This is a genomic window from Sinorhizobium sp. RAC02 (assembly GCF_001713395.1).
GTDB lineage: Bacteria > Pseudomonadota > Alphaproteobacteria > Rhizobiales > Rhizobiaceae > Shinella.
The window spans coordinates 3985905-4000981 of the sequence record NZ_CP016450.1 but is presented as its reverse complement, the minus strand read 5'-3'; the positions used below and the strand labels follow the sequence as shown (position 1 = coordinate 4000981).

Genomic DNA, 15077 nt, shown 5'->3' with positions numbered 1-15077 from the left:
TCCTCAGCGCGAGGCGGGTGCCGCATAGACCGGCATCTCCGGCCGGTGCGCGTCGCGCAGTTCCGCGACGCGTGCAATGACCTTGGGTAGCGAGACGGTGATGTGGTGGCGCAGCGTCTCAGCCGCGCGCTCGCTATCGTCCACGTCCAGCGCCCGGAACACCGCCAGGTGCTCGGCGATGAACGGCTCGTCGGCGGGCATGCGGTGCGAGACGCCGATGATATGCTTGCTGACATTGAGCATGAAGCGCGCCCGGCGCAGCGCGATCAGCAGCTCCCGGTTCGGGCAATAGCCGAGGCAGGTGATGTGCAGGTCGGTTTCGAGATCGTCCATCGCCTCGACGGAAAGGTCGGGATAGACGGCGAGCGCCTCTTCCAGCCGATGCGTCATGGCGTGCCGCTCGACGGGCGGGATGAAGGGTGCTGCCCTGTTCAACGCCATCGGCTCCAGCGCCACGCGGATATCATGCAGGTCGCGCATGCGGCCCTCGTCGAGCGGCACCAGCGTCCAGCGCATGCGCTCGTCCTTTTCCATGATGCCGAGCGCTTCGAGCCGGGTCAGTGCATCGCGCGCCACCTGCCGGCCGACGCCGCGCGCACGCGCCAGTTCCACCTCGTTGATCCGATGCCGCCCGAAGACGGAGAGGTGCACCAGTTCCCGCTCCAGGCTCTCGTAGATCGCCTCCCAGGCCGGCGCCTTGCGCAGGCCCGGCGCCTCCTCGTCGAGGCCGAGCATGTCCGGCGTCAACGCCACGCGTTTCGGCCCGCTACGCCCCTGCCCCACCAGAAAACCGCGCCCGTCGAACCGCCGGATCTGACCGGCCGTTTCGAGAAGTGCGAAAGCCTGGCGAACGGGAGTGCGCGTCGAGGCGAAGACGATCGCGACCGGCCCTTCGAGCAGCAGCGCACCCTTGGGCAGCCGGCCCGAGGAGATGGCATCTGCCAGCACATCGCGAATACGCAGATAAAGCGGGCTCTTGTCGAGCGCCGCTTCGGGGCTTTCCGCGCCCGCTTCTGCCAAAACCTGACCCGTGCCGTTCATGGCGCGGACCATGGCATGAATGCCTTGTGGCGACAACGGTCATGTCCGGCACCGATCATCAGCAAGGAAATTGCGCCGCAGCGTCAAAAAATCGTCATTCCTTTCGTGACGCCGGAGGCATTTTGCGCTAGGGAAACCCTTCCAAGGCTCGCAATCCGGCCCTCCAAGGGCCATATGCGGACCATGCCCGATGTCAAGGAATAGACCCATGCCTGCATATCGCTCCCGAACCACCACCCACGGCCGCAACATGGCCGGTGCCCGCGGCCTCTGGCGCGCGACCGGCATGAAGGATTCGGATTTCGGCAAGCCGATTATTGCGGTGGTGAACTCCTTTACGCAGTTCGTGCCCGGCCACGTGCATCTGAAGGACCTCGGTCAGCTCGTCGCGCGCGAAATCGAGGCTGCCGGCGGCGTCGCCAAGGAATTCAACACGATCGCCGTCGACGACGGCATCGCCATGGGCCATGACGGCATGCTGTACTCGCTGCCGTCGCGCGAGATCATCGCCGACTCGGTCGAGTACATGGTCAATGCGCATTGCGCCGACGCCATGGTCTGCATCTCGAACTGCGACAAGATCACCCCCGGCATGCTGAATGCCGCCATGCGCCTCAACATCCCGTCGGTCTTCGTCTCCGGCGGCCCGATGGAGGCTGGCAAGGTCGTGCTGCACGGCAAGACCCACGCACTCGACCTCGTCGACGCCATGGTCGCTGCGGCGGATGACAAGATTTCCGACGAGGATGTCGCCGTCATCGAGCGCTCCGCGTGCCCGACCTGCGGCTCCTGCTCCGGCATGTTCACCGCCAACTCGATGAACTGTCTGACCGAAGCCCTCGGCCTGTCGCTGCCGGGCAACGGCTCGACGCTGGCGACGCATGCCGACCGCAAGCGCCTCTTCGTCGAGGCCGGCCACCTGATCGTCGATCTCGCCCGCCGCTACTACGAGCAGGAAGACGACAGCATCCTGCCGCGCTCGGTTGCCAACAAGCGCGCCTTCGAAAACGCCATGTCGCTCGACGTCGCCATGGGCGGCTCGACCAACACGGTGCTGCACATCCTCGCAGCCGCCTATGAAGGCGGTATCGATTTCGACCTTGATGACATCGACCAGCTGTCGCGCCGGGTGCCGTGCCTCTCCAAGGTCGCGCCCGCCAAGCAGGACGTGCACATGGAAGACGTGCACCGTGCCGGCGGCATCATGCGCATCCTCGGCGAACTCGACCGCGGCGGCCTCATCCACCGCGACACGCCGACCGTGCATGCCGAAACGCTCGGCCACGCCATCGATCGCTGGGACATCACCCGCACGACCAGCGAGACGGTGCGCACCTTCTTCCGCGCGGCACCGGGCGGCATCCCGACCCAGGTCGCCTTCAGCCAGTCGGCCCGCTGGGACGAGCTGGATACGGACGGCGAAAACGGCGTCATCCGCTCTGTCGAACACCCGTTCTCGAAGGATGGCGGCCTCGCCGTTCTGTCCGGCAACATCGCGCTCGACGGCTGCATCGTGAAGACGGCCGGCGTCGATGAATCGATCCTGAAGTTCTCCGGTCCGGCCGTCGTCTTCGAAAGCCAGGACGCAGCGGTCAAGGGCATCCTCAGCAACGAGGTGAAGGCCGGCGACGTCGTCGTCATCCGCTACGAAGGCCCGAAGGGCGGCCCTGGCATGCAGGAAATGCTCTATCCGACGAGCTACCTGAAGTCGAAGGGCCTCGGAAAGGCCTGCGCGCTCGTCACCGACGGTCGCTTCTCCGGCGGCACCTCGGGCCTGTCGATCGGCCATGCCTCGCCGGAAGCGGCGCAGGGCGGCACCATTGGCTTGGTACGCGACGGCGACCTGATCGAGATCGACATCCCGAACCGCACGATCAACCTCGCCGTTTCCGAGGAAGAACTGGCAAGCCGCCGCGCCGAACAGGACAAGCTCGGCTGGAAGCCGGCCGCCCCCCGCAAGCGCAATGTCACGACGGCGCTGAAGGCCTATGCCGCCTTCGCCGCCAGCGCCGACAAGGGCGCCGTGCGCATCCTGCCGGAATAAACATTTGCCGGGCGCGGAACATGTTTCGCGCCCGGCCTCACGTCAGAGGTGCCGCGTCTCGGCCGGCGTGTTCCACCAGGCATCGTTCCGCCCATCGAAATACTGGATCGGCAGGGCCGCCAGTTCGCTGTGCTCGATATCGTCGAGACACGCGACATTGATCGAGACATAGGCGCCGCCAATCGCCTCGACATAACCCCGACCGAATGGCGACACGCCGCAGTTCTTGCAGAAATGATGGTGCCCGCTCATCGTGTTGAACTGGTAATCGCCGAGGTCGGCCTCATCGCATTGCAGGCGAAAGGCCTCCGGCTTGATCTGGGCGCCCCAATAGCGCTTCTTCGAGCAGATCGAGCAATTGCACCGCCCCGTGCCGGCGGAGAGGTCGATATCGGCCTCGTACCGGATTTTCCCGCAATGGCAGCTTCCCTTATAGGTCTTCAACATGATGCTCTCCTCGCTTGCGTCCGTCGGCCTAAAATGACAATATGCTGTCAAAATCACCCTCGCAGAATGACAGTATGTTGTCAATATGAATCCTGACCGCACCCCTTCTGGCGACGCTTTCGCCGCCTTCGCCATCTCCGTCCTGCGTCTTGCCGGACACTTGCAGACGGCCGGTGATGCACTGGCCAAGCCCGCCGGCCAGACCAGCGCGCGCTGGCAAGTGCTCGCCGCCGCCGACCATGCACCGATGTCGGTGGCTGACGCCGGCCGGGCGCTCGGCATGACGCGGCAGGGCGTGCAGCGGGTCGCCGACCTGCTCGAAAAGGACGGGCTGATCCTCTATGCGGAAAATCCCGCCCACCAGCGCGCCAAGCTGATGGTGTTGACCGACGCAGGCAAGGCGACGCTCGACGCCATCAAGGCCCGCCAGGCCGCCTGGGCCAATGCGCTCGGCGAACTCTTCGATAAAAAGCAGCTCCGCGAAGCAACCGAGACCGTCATCACGGCGTTACAGGCCGTTGAGAAACAGTCCGTGCCGGACGACTGAAACCGGTCGACACTTTGACACGAACCATGAATGTTGATACCAACTTATTTGTCGAAAGCCCGTGAAAGAGGAGTCCCGAGCATGAGACCGAACCATGAAATCGTATCCCAGGAACAATGGCTCGCCGCCCGCAAGGCCCTGCTGGCCCTGGAAAAGGAAGAGACCAAGCTGCGCGACAAGGTACGCGCCGAACGCCTCACCCTGCCCTGGGTCAAGGTGGAGAAGGATTACACCTTCGACACGCCCGATGGCCGCAAGACCTTGGCCGAGCTGTTCGACGGCCGCAGCCAGCTCATCGTTTATCACTTCATGTACGGCCCCGACTGGGATGCCGGCTGCCCCGGCTGCTCCTTCATGGGCGACCATATCGACGGCATGCTGCCGCATCTCAACAATCACGACGTGACGATGATCGCCGTCGCCCGCGCGCCGCTGGACAAGCTTCTGGCCTACAAGACGCGCATGGACTGGGAATTTCCCTGGGTCTCGTCCTTCGGCAGCGACTTCAATTTCGACTACCATGTCTCCTTCACCAAGGAGGAGCTGGCCGGCGGCAAGGTCATGTACAATTACCGCGAGACCGACGCAGCCGATGCGCATGACGAACTTCCCGGCCTTAGCGCCTTCTTCAAGGACGAGGACAGCACCGTCTACCACACCTATTCCGACTATGCCCGTGGCGGCGAAGAAGCCCTCGGCACCCTGATGATCCTCGACCGCGCACCAAAAGGCCGCAACGAGACCGGCACGCTGAGCTTCGTCAAGCGCAAGGACGAATATGCCGATGCGCCGAAGGCCCATTCCTGCTGCGACTGATCGATAGAGATCGACCTCCGCCGCAAAAAGACAACAGAAGGGAAGACGCATGCACAAGGATTATGGCAAGTTCTGCTGGTACGAACTGATGACGACGGATGTTCCCGCCGCCGAACGCTTCTACGCATCGGTCGTCGGCTGGTCGATGCGCGATTCCGGCATGCCGGGCATGAACTATACGCTCGCCTATACGGGTGAGACGCAAGCGGCCGGCATTGCGGAACTGCCGCAGGAGGCCAAGGGCATGCCGCCCGCCTGGATGGGCTACATCTTCACGGACCGGATCGAGGACACCGTGAAGGACATTGCCGTGAATGGCGGCACGATCATGCGCGCGCCGGACGACATTCCGGGCGTTGGACGCTTTGCCGTCGTGGCCGATCCGCACGGCGCGGTCTTCTCGCTCTTCACCACCGAGGATGAAGGCCCCGCCCAGCCCGGCATGATGGAACCCGGCCGTGTCGGCTGGAACGAGCTGATGGCCGGCGACCTCGACGCTGCCTGGGACTTCTACGCGAAAACCTTCGGCTGGACCAAGGACAAGGCAATCGACATGTCGGACGCCGGCATGGGCACCTACCAGACCTTTGCCGCCGGCGGCGGTAATGCCATCGGCGGCATGATGACGAATCCACCGGGCTCGCCCGTCCCACCCTGCTGGGGTTATTATTTCGTCGTCGAGGGCCTCGATGCCGCCGGAGCGCGGGTTACGGACGGCGGCGGCAGCATCATGATGGAGCCGATGGAAGTTCCCGGCGGCGCCTGGATCCTCAATTGCCTCGATCCGCAGGGCGCGTATTTCTCGCTGGTCTCCATGACCCGTTAGAGCCTGTGCCCAAGTGGAGCGGCCCTGGCCGCTCCACGCAGCTTTCACAAAACCGTCACAGACCCGTCATGACCGATGGTCATATTGACGACGGTCAGAACCGGGCGTCGCCCCGGCCGCAGGATGCGCTTTCTGGCAGCCGCTATCGGCATGATCTGTAGCTGCGTATTTTTTTAGAAATCATCCCCATGCGTCTTTCCATAAAGCTTTCGCTTGCAGCCCTGCTGCTGGCCGTCATTGCCATTTCCGCAACCAGCGTCGCGAGCCTTTACCTCAGCGCCAGCCAGTCGACCGAGGCGGCCGTGACGAAACTCGAAACGCTGGCCGACGGCCGGCGCAACGAGCTCGCGCAATATCTGCAATCGATCGTCAAGGAAACACGCGACCTCGCGGGCCAGAAAGTCGTCGCCAAGGCGCTCGATGACCTGTCCGGCGCCTTCGGTGCCATCGAGGGTGATCGCGCGGGCGAGTTGCAGCGTCGCTATGGTGGCAAGGCCGAGCTGAAATCCGCCGAGACCGACAAATTCGACCAGTCGCACGGCCGCTACCACGGCTTCTTCCAGCGCAATGCGGAGGCGCAGGGTTTTGACGACATGCTGCTCGTCAATCTCAACGGCGATATCGTCTATTCTCTGAAAAAACACGATGATTTCGGCGCAAGCCTGACGCGCGATGCTCGGTTCGCTGATACCGGCCTTGCCAAGGTCTTTGCCGAAGCGGCGCCCAGCACGGAAACCGCCATCGTCGCCTTCAGTGACTACCAGCCCTATGCCCCGGCCGGTCGCGCCACGGCCTTCCTCGCGACCCCTGTCTCTTCCGTCGCCGGCAAGATCGGCGTGCTCGTCGTGGCGCTGCCGACCGAACGCATCGCCGCCAAATTGAACAATCCGGTCGGCCTCGGAGAGACCGGTGAAGCCATGCTGCTGAATGCCGACGGTTATCTCCTCACCCGCCCTTCGCATGGCGCGGATGTCGACGTGCTCACAATGCGCATCGCGCCGGAGCTTCTCATTCCCGGCGACGGCGCGGCGATCGCCCAAGCGACCCTGCCCGATCATCGTGGCCGCGAGGTCAAGCTTGCCGCTGCCAGTTTCGATTTCCTCGGCCGCACCTGGACCGTCGCCGCCGTCATGGCGTCTAGCGAAGTCTTCGCCGGCCTCACGCGCCTCATCAACTGGACGCTGCTCATTTCGCTCTGCGTGCTCGCGGTAACGGCGGCCGTCGGCTTCTTCTTTGCCAATCGCCTGTCGCGCCCGATCACCGCCCTTGTCTGGGACATGAACCGGCTGGCAAGCGGCGACACGACGATTGCTTGCAACGGCGAAAGCCGTCGCGACGAGATCGGCGACATGGCACGCTCCGTGCTGGTCTTCCGGGATGCCGCGATCGAGAAGGAACGCCTTCAGCGCGAAACGGCAACGATGCGTGAGGAAGCCGATAGCGAACGGGCGGTGCGCGACGCGGCTAAACAGGCACATGACGCCGAAACGGAAGAGACGGTCATTCGCCTCGCCGAGGCGCTACAGCACCTCGCCCGTGGCGACCTGACGCAACGCATCGACACCCCCTTCATCCCCTCGCTCGACCGGATCCGCACGGACTACAATGCCTCCATCGAGCGGCTCGCCGAGGCGATGACGACGGTTCGCATCAACACGCACCGCATCCGCGACGATTCCAGCGAAATGCAGGAAGCGCTCGTCCAGCTCTCCAGCCGCACCGAGCGGCAGGCAGCGTCGCTTGGCGAGGCCGCGACGGCGCTTGCGGAAATGACGCAGGCCGTGCAATCCGCCGCCGAGCGCACGACGACCGCCGAGCGCCTCGCCTCTGATACCAAGAAGAGTTCGGCGGCATCCGAACAGGTCGTCGACAATGTCGTCAACGCCATCGGCAAGATCGAGACCTCCTCGCACGAGATCGAAAACATCATCGGCGTCATCGACGATATCGCCTTCCAGACGAACCTGCTGGCGCTGAATGCCGGCGTCGAGGCGGCACGCGCGGGTGAAGCCGGCAAGGGCTTTGCCGTTGTTGCGCAGGAAGTGCGGGAACTGGCGCAACGCACGGCCAGTGCAGCGCGCGAAGTGAAGGCGCTGATCACCAAATCCGCCGACGAAGTGGCTCGCGGGGCCGGCCTGGTGCGCGAGACCGGGACCGTGCTTCGCGATATCGCCGGCAAGATCAATGCGATCGATACGGAGATCAAGCAGATCGCCCGCGCCGCACGCGACCAGTCCGTCGGTATTCACGAGATCAACACGACGATCCGCCAGCTTGATGCGGTGACGCAGCAGAATGCTGTGATGGTCGAGGAGAGCAGCGCAGTCACGCATCGCCTTTCGGAAGAATCCGCGACGCTCGCGCGTCTGGTCGGCCAGTTCGAGATGCCGCGCAACGAGGCAAGGCAGGAACCGGCGGCGAGACCGCACCTGCGGCGTATCGCCTGATCGACTGTAGCCGCCTCAAACGAACGCGCTTGCAATCTCTCTTCGCATTGCACAAACTCCCCTCGATGGCGGCATCAGACCGCCCGAGGGGAACAGAGCGCGCATGTCGATCAAGGCCGGTATCTACCACCTCACCCACTACAAGTACGACAACCCGGTCCGCCTCGGACCCCAGATCATCCGGCTGAAGCCGGCGGCACATTCCAAGACCAAGGTCATCAGCCACTCGCTGAAGGTTTCGCCCGAAAACCACTTCGTGAACCTCCAGCAGGACCCCTACGGCAACTATCTCGCCCGCTACGTCTTTCCCGATCCGGTCACCGAACTGAAGATCGAGGTCGATCTCGTCGCGGACATGACGGTCTACAACCCGTTCGACTTCTTCGTGGAGGAGGAGGCCGAGCACTGGCCCTTCGATTATCCGGAGGATCTGCGCGAAGACCTCAAGATCTATCGCGCACCCGAGCCGATGGACCCCGCGCTCGAAGCCTACATGAAGACCGTCGACCGCACGCCGAAGCAGCGAACGCTGGATATGGTGGTGGGCCTTAATGCGAACCTCCAGCAGAAGATCGGCTATGTCATCCGCATGGAGCCGGGCGTGCAGACGCCCGAGCAGACGCTGACGAGTGCGCTGGGCTCGTGCCGCGATTCCAGCTGGCTGCTCGTGCAGATCCTGCGCCATCTCGGCTTCGCCGCCCGCTTCGTCTCGGGCTACCTCATCCAGCTCGCACCGGATCTGAAGGCACTCGACGGCCCCTCCGGCACCGAGGTCGACTTCACCGACCTGCACGCCTGGTGCGAGGTCTATCTGCCCGGCGCCGGCTGGATCGGGCTTGACCCGACCTCGGGCCTGCTCACCGGCGAAAGCCATATTCCGCTTGCCGCAACGCCGCACTTCCGCAACGCCGCGCCGATCAGCGGCGGTTATTTCGGTGAGGCGAACACCGAATTCGACTTCGCCATGACCGTGACCCGCGTGGCCGAACATCCGCGCATCACCAAGCCCTTTTCCGACGAAAGCTGGGAGGCGCTGAACGCGCTCGGCCGCGAGATCGACACCGTGCTCGTGAGCAACGACGTGCGCCTCACCATGGGCGGCGAGCCGACCTTCGTCTCCATCGACGATTTCGAATCGGAGGAATGGAACACCGCCGCCGTAGGCCCGACCAAGCGCGAGAAGGCCGACGAACTGATCCGTCGGCTGCGCGAGCGCTTCGCCCCCGGCGGCTTCCTGCATTACGGCCAGGGCAAGTGGTATCCCGGCGAAAGCCTGCCGCGCTGGACCTTCTCGCTCTATTGGCGCAAGGACGGCAAACCGATCTGGCACAACCCGGAGCTGATCGCCACCGAGGGCGCTGATACCGAGGTCACCGACAAGCAGGCAGCAGCTCTCCTGGCCGGCATTGCCGCCGAGTTGGAGATCGGGGAGGACATGATCATCCCCGCCTTCGAGGACCCGGCGGAATGGATCATCAAGGAAGGCAGTCTGCCGGAAAATGTCGACCCCTCGAACTCCAAGCTCGAAAGCCCGGAAGAGCGGGCGCGCATCGCCAAGGTGTTCGAGCGTGGCCTGACGACCGCGACCGGCTACATCCTGCCGGTACAGGCCTGGAACGCCAAGGCCGGCGGCCCGCGCTGGGTGAGCGAGAGATGGCGCACCCGCCGCGGCAAGATCTTCCTCATCCCCGGCGACTCACCGATCGGCTTCCGCATGCCGCTCGGCACCCTGCCCTATGTGCCGCCGTCGCAATATCCCTACATCCACCAGGCCGATCCCTCGATCCCGCGTCAGCCTCTGCCCGACTACAGCGCCCCGGCGCGGACATTGGCACAGGCATCGCTCCGGGCAGCCGAGCCGCAGCAGGACCGCAACGAGCAGAACATCGCCGGATCGACGGGCGATATTCGCGGCGCGGTACGCACTGCGCTGAGCGTCGAGCCGCGCGACGGCCGCCTGTGCGTCTTCATGCCGCCGGTCGAACGCATCGAGGACTATCTCGACCTGATCGCCGCCGCCGAGAAGGCCGCAGCCGATCTCGGCCTGCCGGTCCATATCGAAGGTTATGCGCCGCCGCAGGACGAGCGCATCAACGTCATGCGCGTCGCCCCCGATCCCGGTGTCATCGAGGTCAACATCCATCCTGCCAGCAACTGGCAGGATTGCGTGGCGATCACCACCGCGACCTACGAGGAGGCTCGCCTCACCCGGCTCGGCGCAGACAAGTTCATGATCGACGGCCGCCACACCGGCACCGGCGGCGGCAACCATGTGGTCGTCGGCGGCGACAACCCCAACAACAGCCCGTTCCTGCGCCGGCCGGACCTGCTGAAGAGCCTTATCCTACACTGGCAGCGGCATCCCTCGCTGTCCTATCTGTTTTCCGGCATGTTCATCGGCCCGACCAGCCAGGCACCGCGTATCGACGAGGCGCGACACGACACGCTCTACGAGATGGAAATCGCGTTTGCGCAGGTGCCGCTTCCCGGCACGGCACAGCAGCCCTTGCCGTGGATGGTCGACCGGCTGTTCCGCAACCTGCTCACCGACGGTACGGGAAACACCCACCGTTCGGAAATCTGCATCGACAAGCTTTTTTCGCCGGACGGCCCGACCGGACGTCTCGGCCTCGTCGAGTTCCGCGGCTTCGAGATGCCGCCGAACGCGCGCATGAGCCTTGCACAGCAACTCCTCATCCGCGCGCTCATCGCCCGATTCTGGCAGAACCCGGCGGATGGTGGGCTCGTGCGCTGGGGCACCACGCTGCATGATCGCTTCATGCTGCCGCACTATGTTTGGCAGGACTTTCTAGACGTGCTTGCGGACCTAAAGGGCAACGGCTTCGACCTGCGCCCGGAATGGTTTGCCGCCCAGCTCGAATTCCGCTTCCCCTTCTGCGGCGAGGTGGAATACGAGGGTGCCAATCTGGAAGTCCGCCAAGCGCTCGAACCCTGGCATGTCATGGGCGAACAAGGCGCGGTCGGCGGCACCGTGCGTTATGTCGATTCGTCCGTCGAGCGGCTTCAGGTCAAGCTGGAGACCGCCAATCCGGAGCGTTACACCGTCACCTGCAACGGCCGGCCCATCCCGCTGAAATCGACCGGCACGCAGGGCGTTTCCGTTGCCGGCGTGCGCTACAAGGCCTGGCAGCCGGCCTCCGGCCTGCATCCGGGGCTGCCCGTCAACACACCGCTTACATTTGACATTTATGATACATGGTCGCGGCGGGCGATCGGGGGCTGCATTTACCACGTTGCCCATCCGGGCGGACGCAACTATGACACCTTCCCGGTGAACGGAAACGAGGCTGAGGCGCGCCGGCTGGCGCGATTCGAGCCCTGGGGGCACAGAGCGGGCGGCTATACGCTATGGCCGGAAACAGCATCGGCGGATTTTCCGCTGACGCTGGATCTGAGACGGCCGCCCGGTATCTAAGCAGTCCAGCAAAAAGTGCGAAGCGGTTTTGCGTCCGGAACTGCGTAAAGACAAATGGCTTGGGGCGTTTTCGCGATTCGAAGAGAAGCGAAAACGCCCCAAGTCTCCTGCAGGAGAAATTGATTGAAGACCACGAGTGTGGAGGCAGAACGCATCAAGGCCGACGCAACGGAAACGTCGTCGCGTGTCTATGCACCGCTTCCGGGCGTGGCCGACGAGATGGTCGATACGCACGGCAAAGTGCGTCCCGTCTGGCGGCATTTCCTGAAAGCGCTCGACCGCATGGACGAAACGGACCTTGCCGGCCGCTTCGCTCGCGCCGACCGATATCTGCGCGATGCCGGCGTCTTCTACCGTGCCTATGGCAAGGAAGCGAGCACCGAGCGCGCCTGGCCGCTCTCCCACATTCCCGTGCTCATCGATGAAGCCGAGTGGGAAGCCTTGTCGCGCGGCCTCACCCAGCGCGCGGAACTTTTGGAAGCCGTCGTCGCCGACATCTACGGCAAGAACGAACTCGTCGCAAACGGCCTGCTGCCACCGGCCCTCGTTGCCTCCAACAGCGAATTCCTGCGCCCGCTCGTCGGCGTTCAGCCGGCCGGCCAGCACTTTCTGCATTTCGTCTCCTTCGAGATCGGCCGCGGGCCGGACGGCAACTGGTGGGTGCTCTCTGACCGCACCCAGGCCCCCTCCGGCGCCGGCTTCGCGCTGGAAAATCGCGTGGCGACGACGCGCGCCTTCTCCGACGTCTATGCGGAAACCCACGCCCACCGTCTCGCCGGATTTTTCGGCGCCTTCCGCAGCACGCTACAAGGCAACAAATCGGCGGAGGACCGCATCGCGGTTCTCACCCCGGGCCTTGCCAACGAAACCTATTTCGAGCACGCCTATATCGCCCGTTATCTCGGCTTCATGCTGCTCGAAGGCGAAGACCTGACGGTCGTCGGCGGCAAGGTGATGGTGCGCACCGTCGCCGGCCTCAAGCCGATCGGCGTGCTCTGGCGGCGTCTCGATGCCTCCTTTGCCGATCCGCTGGAGCTCAACCAGAATTCTCATATCGGCACGCCCGGCATCGTCGAGGCCCTGCGGTCCGGCTCCGTCAGCATCGTCAACGCGCTGGGCGCCGGCGTCGTGGAAACACGCGCCATGCTGGCCTTCCTGCCAAACATCTGTCGCCAGCTTCTCGGCGTTGAGCCGATCCTCCCATCCATTGCCACCTGGTGGTGCGGGCAGAAGAACGAGCGGGAGCATGTGGCGCAAAACATCGAGCGCATGGTGATCGGACCAGCCTATTCAACCCGACCGTTCTTCGACGACAACGAACAATCCGTGCTCGGCTCCTCCTTGCGCGACACCGCCAAGCAGTCGGTCGCCGAATGGCTCACCTCCGACGGCGCCAAGCTGGTCGGCCAGGAGGCGGTCACGCTCTCCACCACGCCCGCCTGGGTGGACGGCAAGCTCGTGCCGCGGCCGATGTCGCTACGCGTCTTCGCCGCCCGCACGCGCGACGGCTGGCAGATCATGCCCGGCGGTTTCGCCCGCATTGGCGCCGGCAACAATGTCTCGGCCATCGCCATGCAGGAAGGTGGTTCGGCGGCGGACGTCTGGATCGTCAGCCCCAAGCCGGTAGAGCGCACCTCGCTTCTGCCCGCGGAAGCGGAATTTACGCGCAACATGCCCGGCAGCCTGCCGAGCCGCGCCGCCGACAATCTGTTCTGGCTCGGCCGCTATATCGAGCGGGCGGAAGGGGCACTGCGCATCCTACGCGCCTGGCATGGCCGCTACGCCGAATATGCCAATCCCGAACAACCCCTCCTGAAGGACGTCAGCGACTATCTCGACGCGCTCGGCATTGACACGGCGGAAGCTGTGCCGACCACGCTGATCCGCAGCATCGACAGCGCCGTCTTCTCCGCCAGCAACATCCGCGACCGCTTCTCGCCCGATGGCTGGCTGGCGCTGAACGACCTCTCGAAGACCGCGCGCCGCTTCCATCTCAACGTCCAGGCCGGCGACGATACGACCCGCGCCATGACCGTGCTGTTGCGCAAGCTCGCGGGCTTTGCGGGTCTCGTGCATGAAAATATGTACCGTTTCACCGGCTGGCGCTTTCTGTCGATCGGCCGCCATCTCGAGCGCGGCCTGCACATGACACGCCTGCTCGGCCACATGTCCGGCGAAGATGCACCCGACGGCGCACTCGACATGTTGCTCGAGATCGGCGACAGCGTGATGACCCACCGCCGCCGCTACAATGTGGCGACGGCCCGCCTGACGGTCACCGACCTCCTGGCGCTCGACGCGCTTAACCCGCGTTCGATCCTCTACCAGCTGAACGAGATCAAGAACGAGGTCGAGCAACTGCCGAACGCCTATTCAAACGGTCAGATGTCGCCCTTCTACCGAGAGGCCATGCGGCTGCATGCGGGGTTGGCCGTGATGACGCCGGAAACCATGACGGACGCGACCTACAAGCGGCTCGAGGCAGAGATGGAAAAACTTTCCGACATCCTCGCGCAGACCTATCTGAGCTGAGCGGGAGGGAGACGCTGTGACCATGCTCTACGACGTCAACCTCACCATCAGCTATCTCTACGACACGCCAGTCTCCGGCGGGCGGCACATCGTGCGCGTGCTGCCGCTGTCGATCGGCGGCCGCCAACGGCTGGTCGCCGGCACGGTCGGCGCCAATCCGGGTCCTGGCGAGCGGGTTGATCACAACGACTTCTTCGACAACCCGATGAGCGCGATCCTCTTTCGCAATTCGCATGAGCGGCTGGACATCCGCATGCAGGCCCGCGTCCATGTCGATATGCCGGAACAGGCCGCCGATTTCTCGCCACGCGTCGCCGACCTGCCGGAGGATATCGCCAACTACTGGTCGCTCGATGCCGGTTCGCCGCACCATTATACCGGGCCGAGCCCGCGCCTGAAGGAATGCCCCGGGATCGCCGACTACGCCCGTGCCATCGCCAAGCCGGACATGACGATCCGCGCCATCGCGACCGCGATCTGCGCCCGCATCCACAAGGATTTCACCTACGATCCGAAGGCGACCAATGTCGACACCACCCCGCGCGAGGCCTTCAAGCTGAAGCGCGGCGTGTGCCAGGATTTCACCCATGTGATGATCGTGGCGCTCCGAAGCCTCGGAATTCCGGCCGGCTATGTCAGCGGGTTCCTGCGCACCATTCCGCCAGCGGGCAAGGAGCGGTTGGAGGGCGCCGACGCTATGCATGCCTGGGTGCGCTTCTGGTGCGGCCGGGTGAACGGCTGGATGGAGCTCGACCCGACCAACAACATTCCCGCCGGCACGGACCACATCGTCGTCGCCTATGGCCGCGACTATGCCGACGTGGCGCCGGTCATCGGCGTCCTCAAGGGCTACGGCCAACACAAGACGACACAGGCCGTCGACGTCATACCGGTGCGCCAGACGGCATGAAATCCCGTTTGGAAACAACGACAAACGCCGG

General features: G+C 64.4%; 9 protein-coding genes and 1 pseudogene. 8 read left to right on the top strand and 2 right to left on the bottom strand.

Translation table 11 applies throughout. From position 1 onward, the window contains the following. Positions 1 to 3: 3 nt before the first annotated feature. Positions 4 to 1053: a GntR family transcriptional regulator gene (locus BSY16_RS19090; protein WP_083242949.1), complete on the bottom strand. Its 1050-nt coding sequence runs from the start codon at positions 1051 to 1053 to the stop codon at positions 4 to 6. 196 nt (positions 1054 to 1249) lie between these two features. Between BSY16_RS19090 and ilvD the strand changes: the two genes are divergently transcribed. Beyond that, positions 1250 to 3085 carry a dihydroxy-acid dehydratase gene (ilvD, locus tag BSY16_RS19085; protein ID WP_069061139.1) on the top strand — a complete coding sequence of 612 codons (1836 nt, stop codon included), beginning with the start codon at positions 1250 to 1252 and terminating at the stop codon, positions 3083 to 3085. A 42-nt stretch (positions 3086 to 3127) separates the two neighbouring features. Here ilvD and BSY16_RS19080 read toward each other — a convergent pair whose 3' ends face one another. Further along, positions 3128 to 3532, bottom strand: a complete 405-nt coding sequence (locus BSY16_RS19080) for a GFA family protein (protein WP_069061138.1) — start codon at positions 3530 to 3532, stop codon at positions 3128 to 3130. 85 nt (positions 3533 to 3617) lie between these two features. On the opposite strand from BSY16_RS19080, the gene BSY16_RS19075 reads away from it, so the two are divergent. The 7 genes and pseudogenes from BSY16_RS19075 to BSY16_RS19045 all read left to right on the top strand — a co-directional run bounded on the left by BSY16_RS19075 (position 3618) and on the right by BSY16_RS19045 (position 15046). After that, positions 3618 to 4079 carry a MarR family winged helix-turn-helix transcriptional regulator gene (locus tag BSY16_RS19075; protein ID WP_069061137.1) on the top strand — a complete coding sequence of 154 codons (462 nt, stop codon included), beginning with the start codon at positions 3618 to 3620 and terminating at the stop codon, positions 4077 to 4079. An 81-nt stretch (positions 4080 to 4160) separates the two neighbouring features. Beyond that, positions 4161 to 4895: a DUF899 domain-containing protein gene (locus tag BSY16_RS19070; RefSeq protein WP_069061136.1), complete on the top strand. Its 735-nt coding sequence runs from the start codon at positions 4161 to 4163 to the stop codon at positions 4893 to 4895. A gap of 49 nt (positions 4896 to 4944) precedes the next feature. Beyond that, positions 4945 to 5721 (top strand): VOC family protein, encoded by a 777-nt coding sequence (locus tag BSY16_RS19065; protein WP_069061135.1) that lies wholly within the window; start codon positions 4945 to 4947, stop codon positions 5719 to 5721. A gap of 188 nt (positions 5722 to 5909) precedes the next feature. Then, a complete protein-coding gene (locus BSY16_RS19060; protein ID WP_069061134.1) occupies positions 5910 to 8168 on the top strand; it encodes a methyl-accepting chemotaxis protein in 2259 nt (752 codons plus the stop codon). A gap of 103 nt (positions 8169 to 8271) precedes the next feature. Beyond that, complete coding sequence (locus BSY16_RS19055; protein WP_069061133.1) at positions 8272 to 11604, top strand: transglutaminase family protein; 3333 nt, start codon at positions 8272 to 8274, stop codon at positions 11602 to 11604. Positions 11605 to 11793: 189 nt separating this feature from the next. Then, positions 11794 to 14136: pseudogene (locus tag BSY16_RS19050) on the top strand (circularly permuted type 2 ATP-grasp protein); the annotation flags it as partial. Positions 14137 to 14158: 22 nt separating this feature from the next. After that, positions 14159 to 15046 carry a transglutaminase family protein gene (locus BSY16_RS19045; RefSeq protein WP_069061132.1) on the top strand — a complete coding sequence of 296 codons (888 nt, stop codon included), beginning with the start codon at positions 14159 to 14161 and terminating at the stop codon, positions 15044 to 15046. Positions 15047 to 15077: the final 31 nt, after the last annotated feature.

Coding starts and splice junctions, on each gene's coding strand:
- BSY16_RS19090 (WP_083242949.1), bottom strand. CDS start 1,053: ATGGTCCGCGCCATGAACGGCACGGGTCAGGTTTTGGCAGAAGCGGGC.
- ilvD (WP_069061139.1), top strand. CDS start 1,250: ATGCCTGCATATCGCTCCCGAACCACCACCCACGGCCGCAACATGGCC.
- BSY16_RS19080 (WP_069061138.1), bottom strand. CDS start 3,532: ATGTTGAAGACCTATAAGGGAAGCTGCCATTGCGGGAAAATCCGGTAC.
- BSY16_RS19075 (WP_069061137.1), top strand. CDS start 3,618: ATGAATCCTGACCGCACCCCTTCTGGCGACGCTTTCGCCGCCTTCGCC.
- BSY16_RS19070 (WP_069061136.1), top strand. CDS start 4,161: ATGAGACCGAACCATGAAATCGTATCCCAGGAACAATGGCTCGCCGCC.
- BSY16_RS19065 (WP_069061135.1), top strand. CDS start 4,945: ATGCACAAGGATTATGGCAAGTTCTGCTGGTACGAACTGATGACGACG.
- BSY16_RS19060 (WP_069061134.1), top strand. CDS start 5,910: ATGCGTCTTTCCATAAAGCTTTCGCTTGCAGCCCTGCTGCTGGCCGTC.
- BSY16_RS19055 (WP_069061133.1), top strand. CDS start 8,272: ATGTCGATCAAGGCCGGTATCTACCACCTCACCCACTACAAGTACGAC.
- BSY16_RS19045 (WP_069061132.1), top strand. CDS start 14,159: ATGCTCTACGACGTCAACCTCACCATCAGCTATCTCTACGACACGCCA.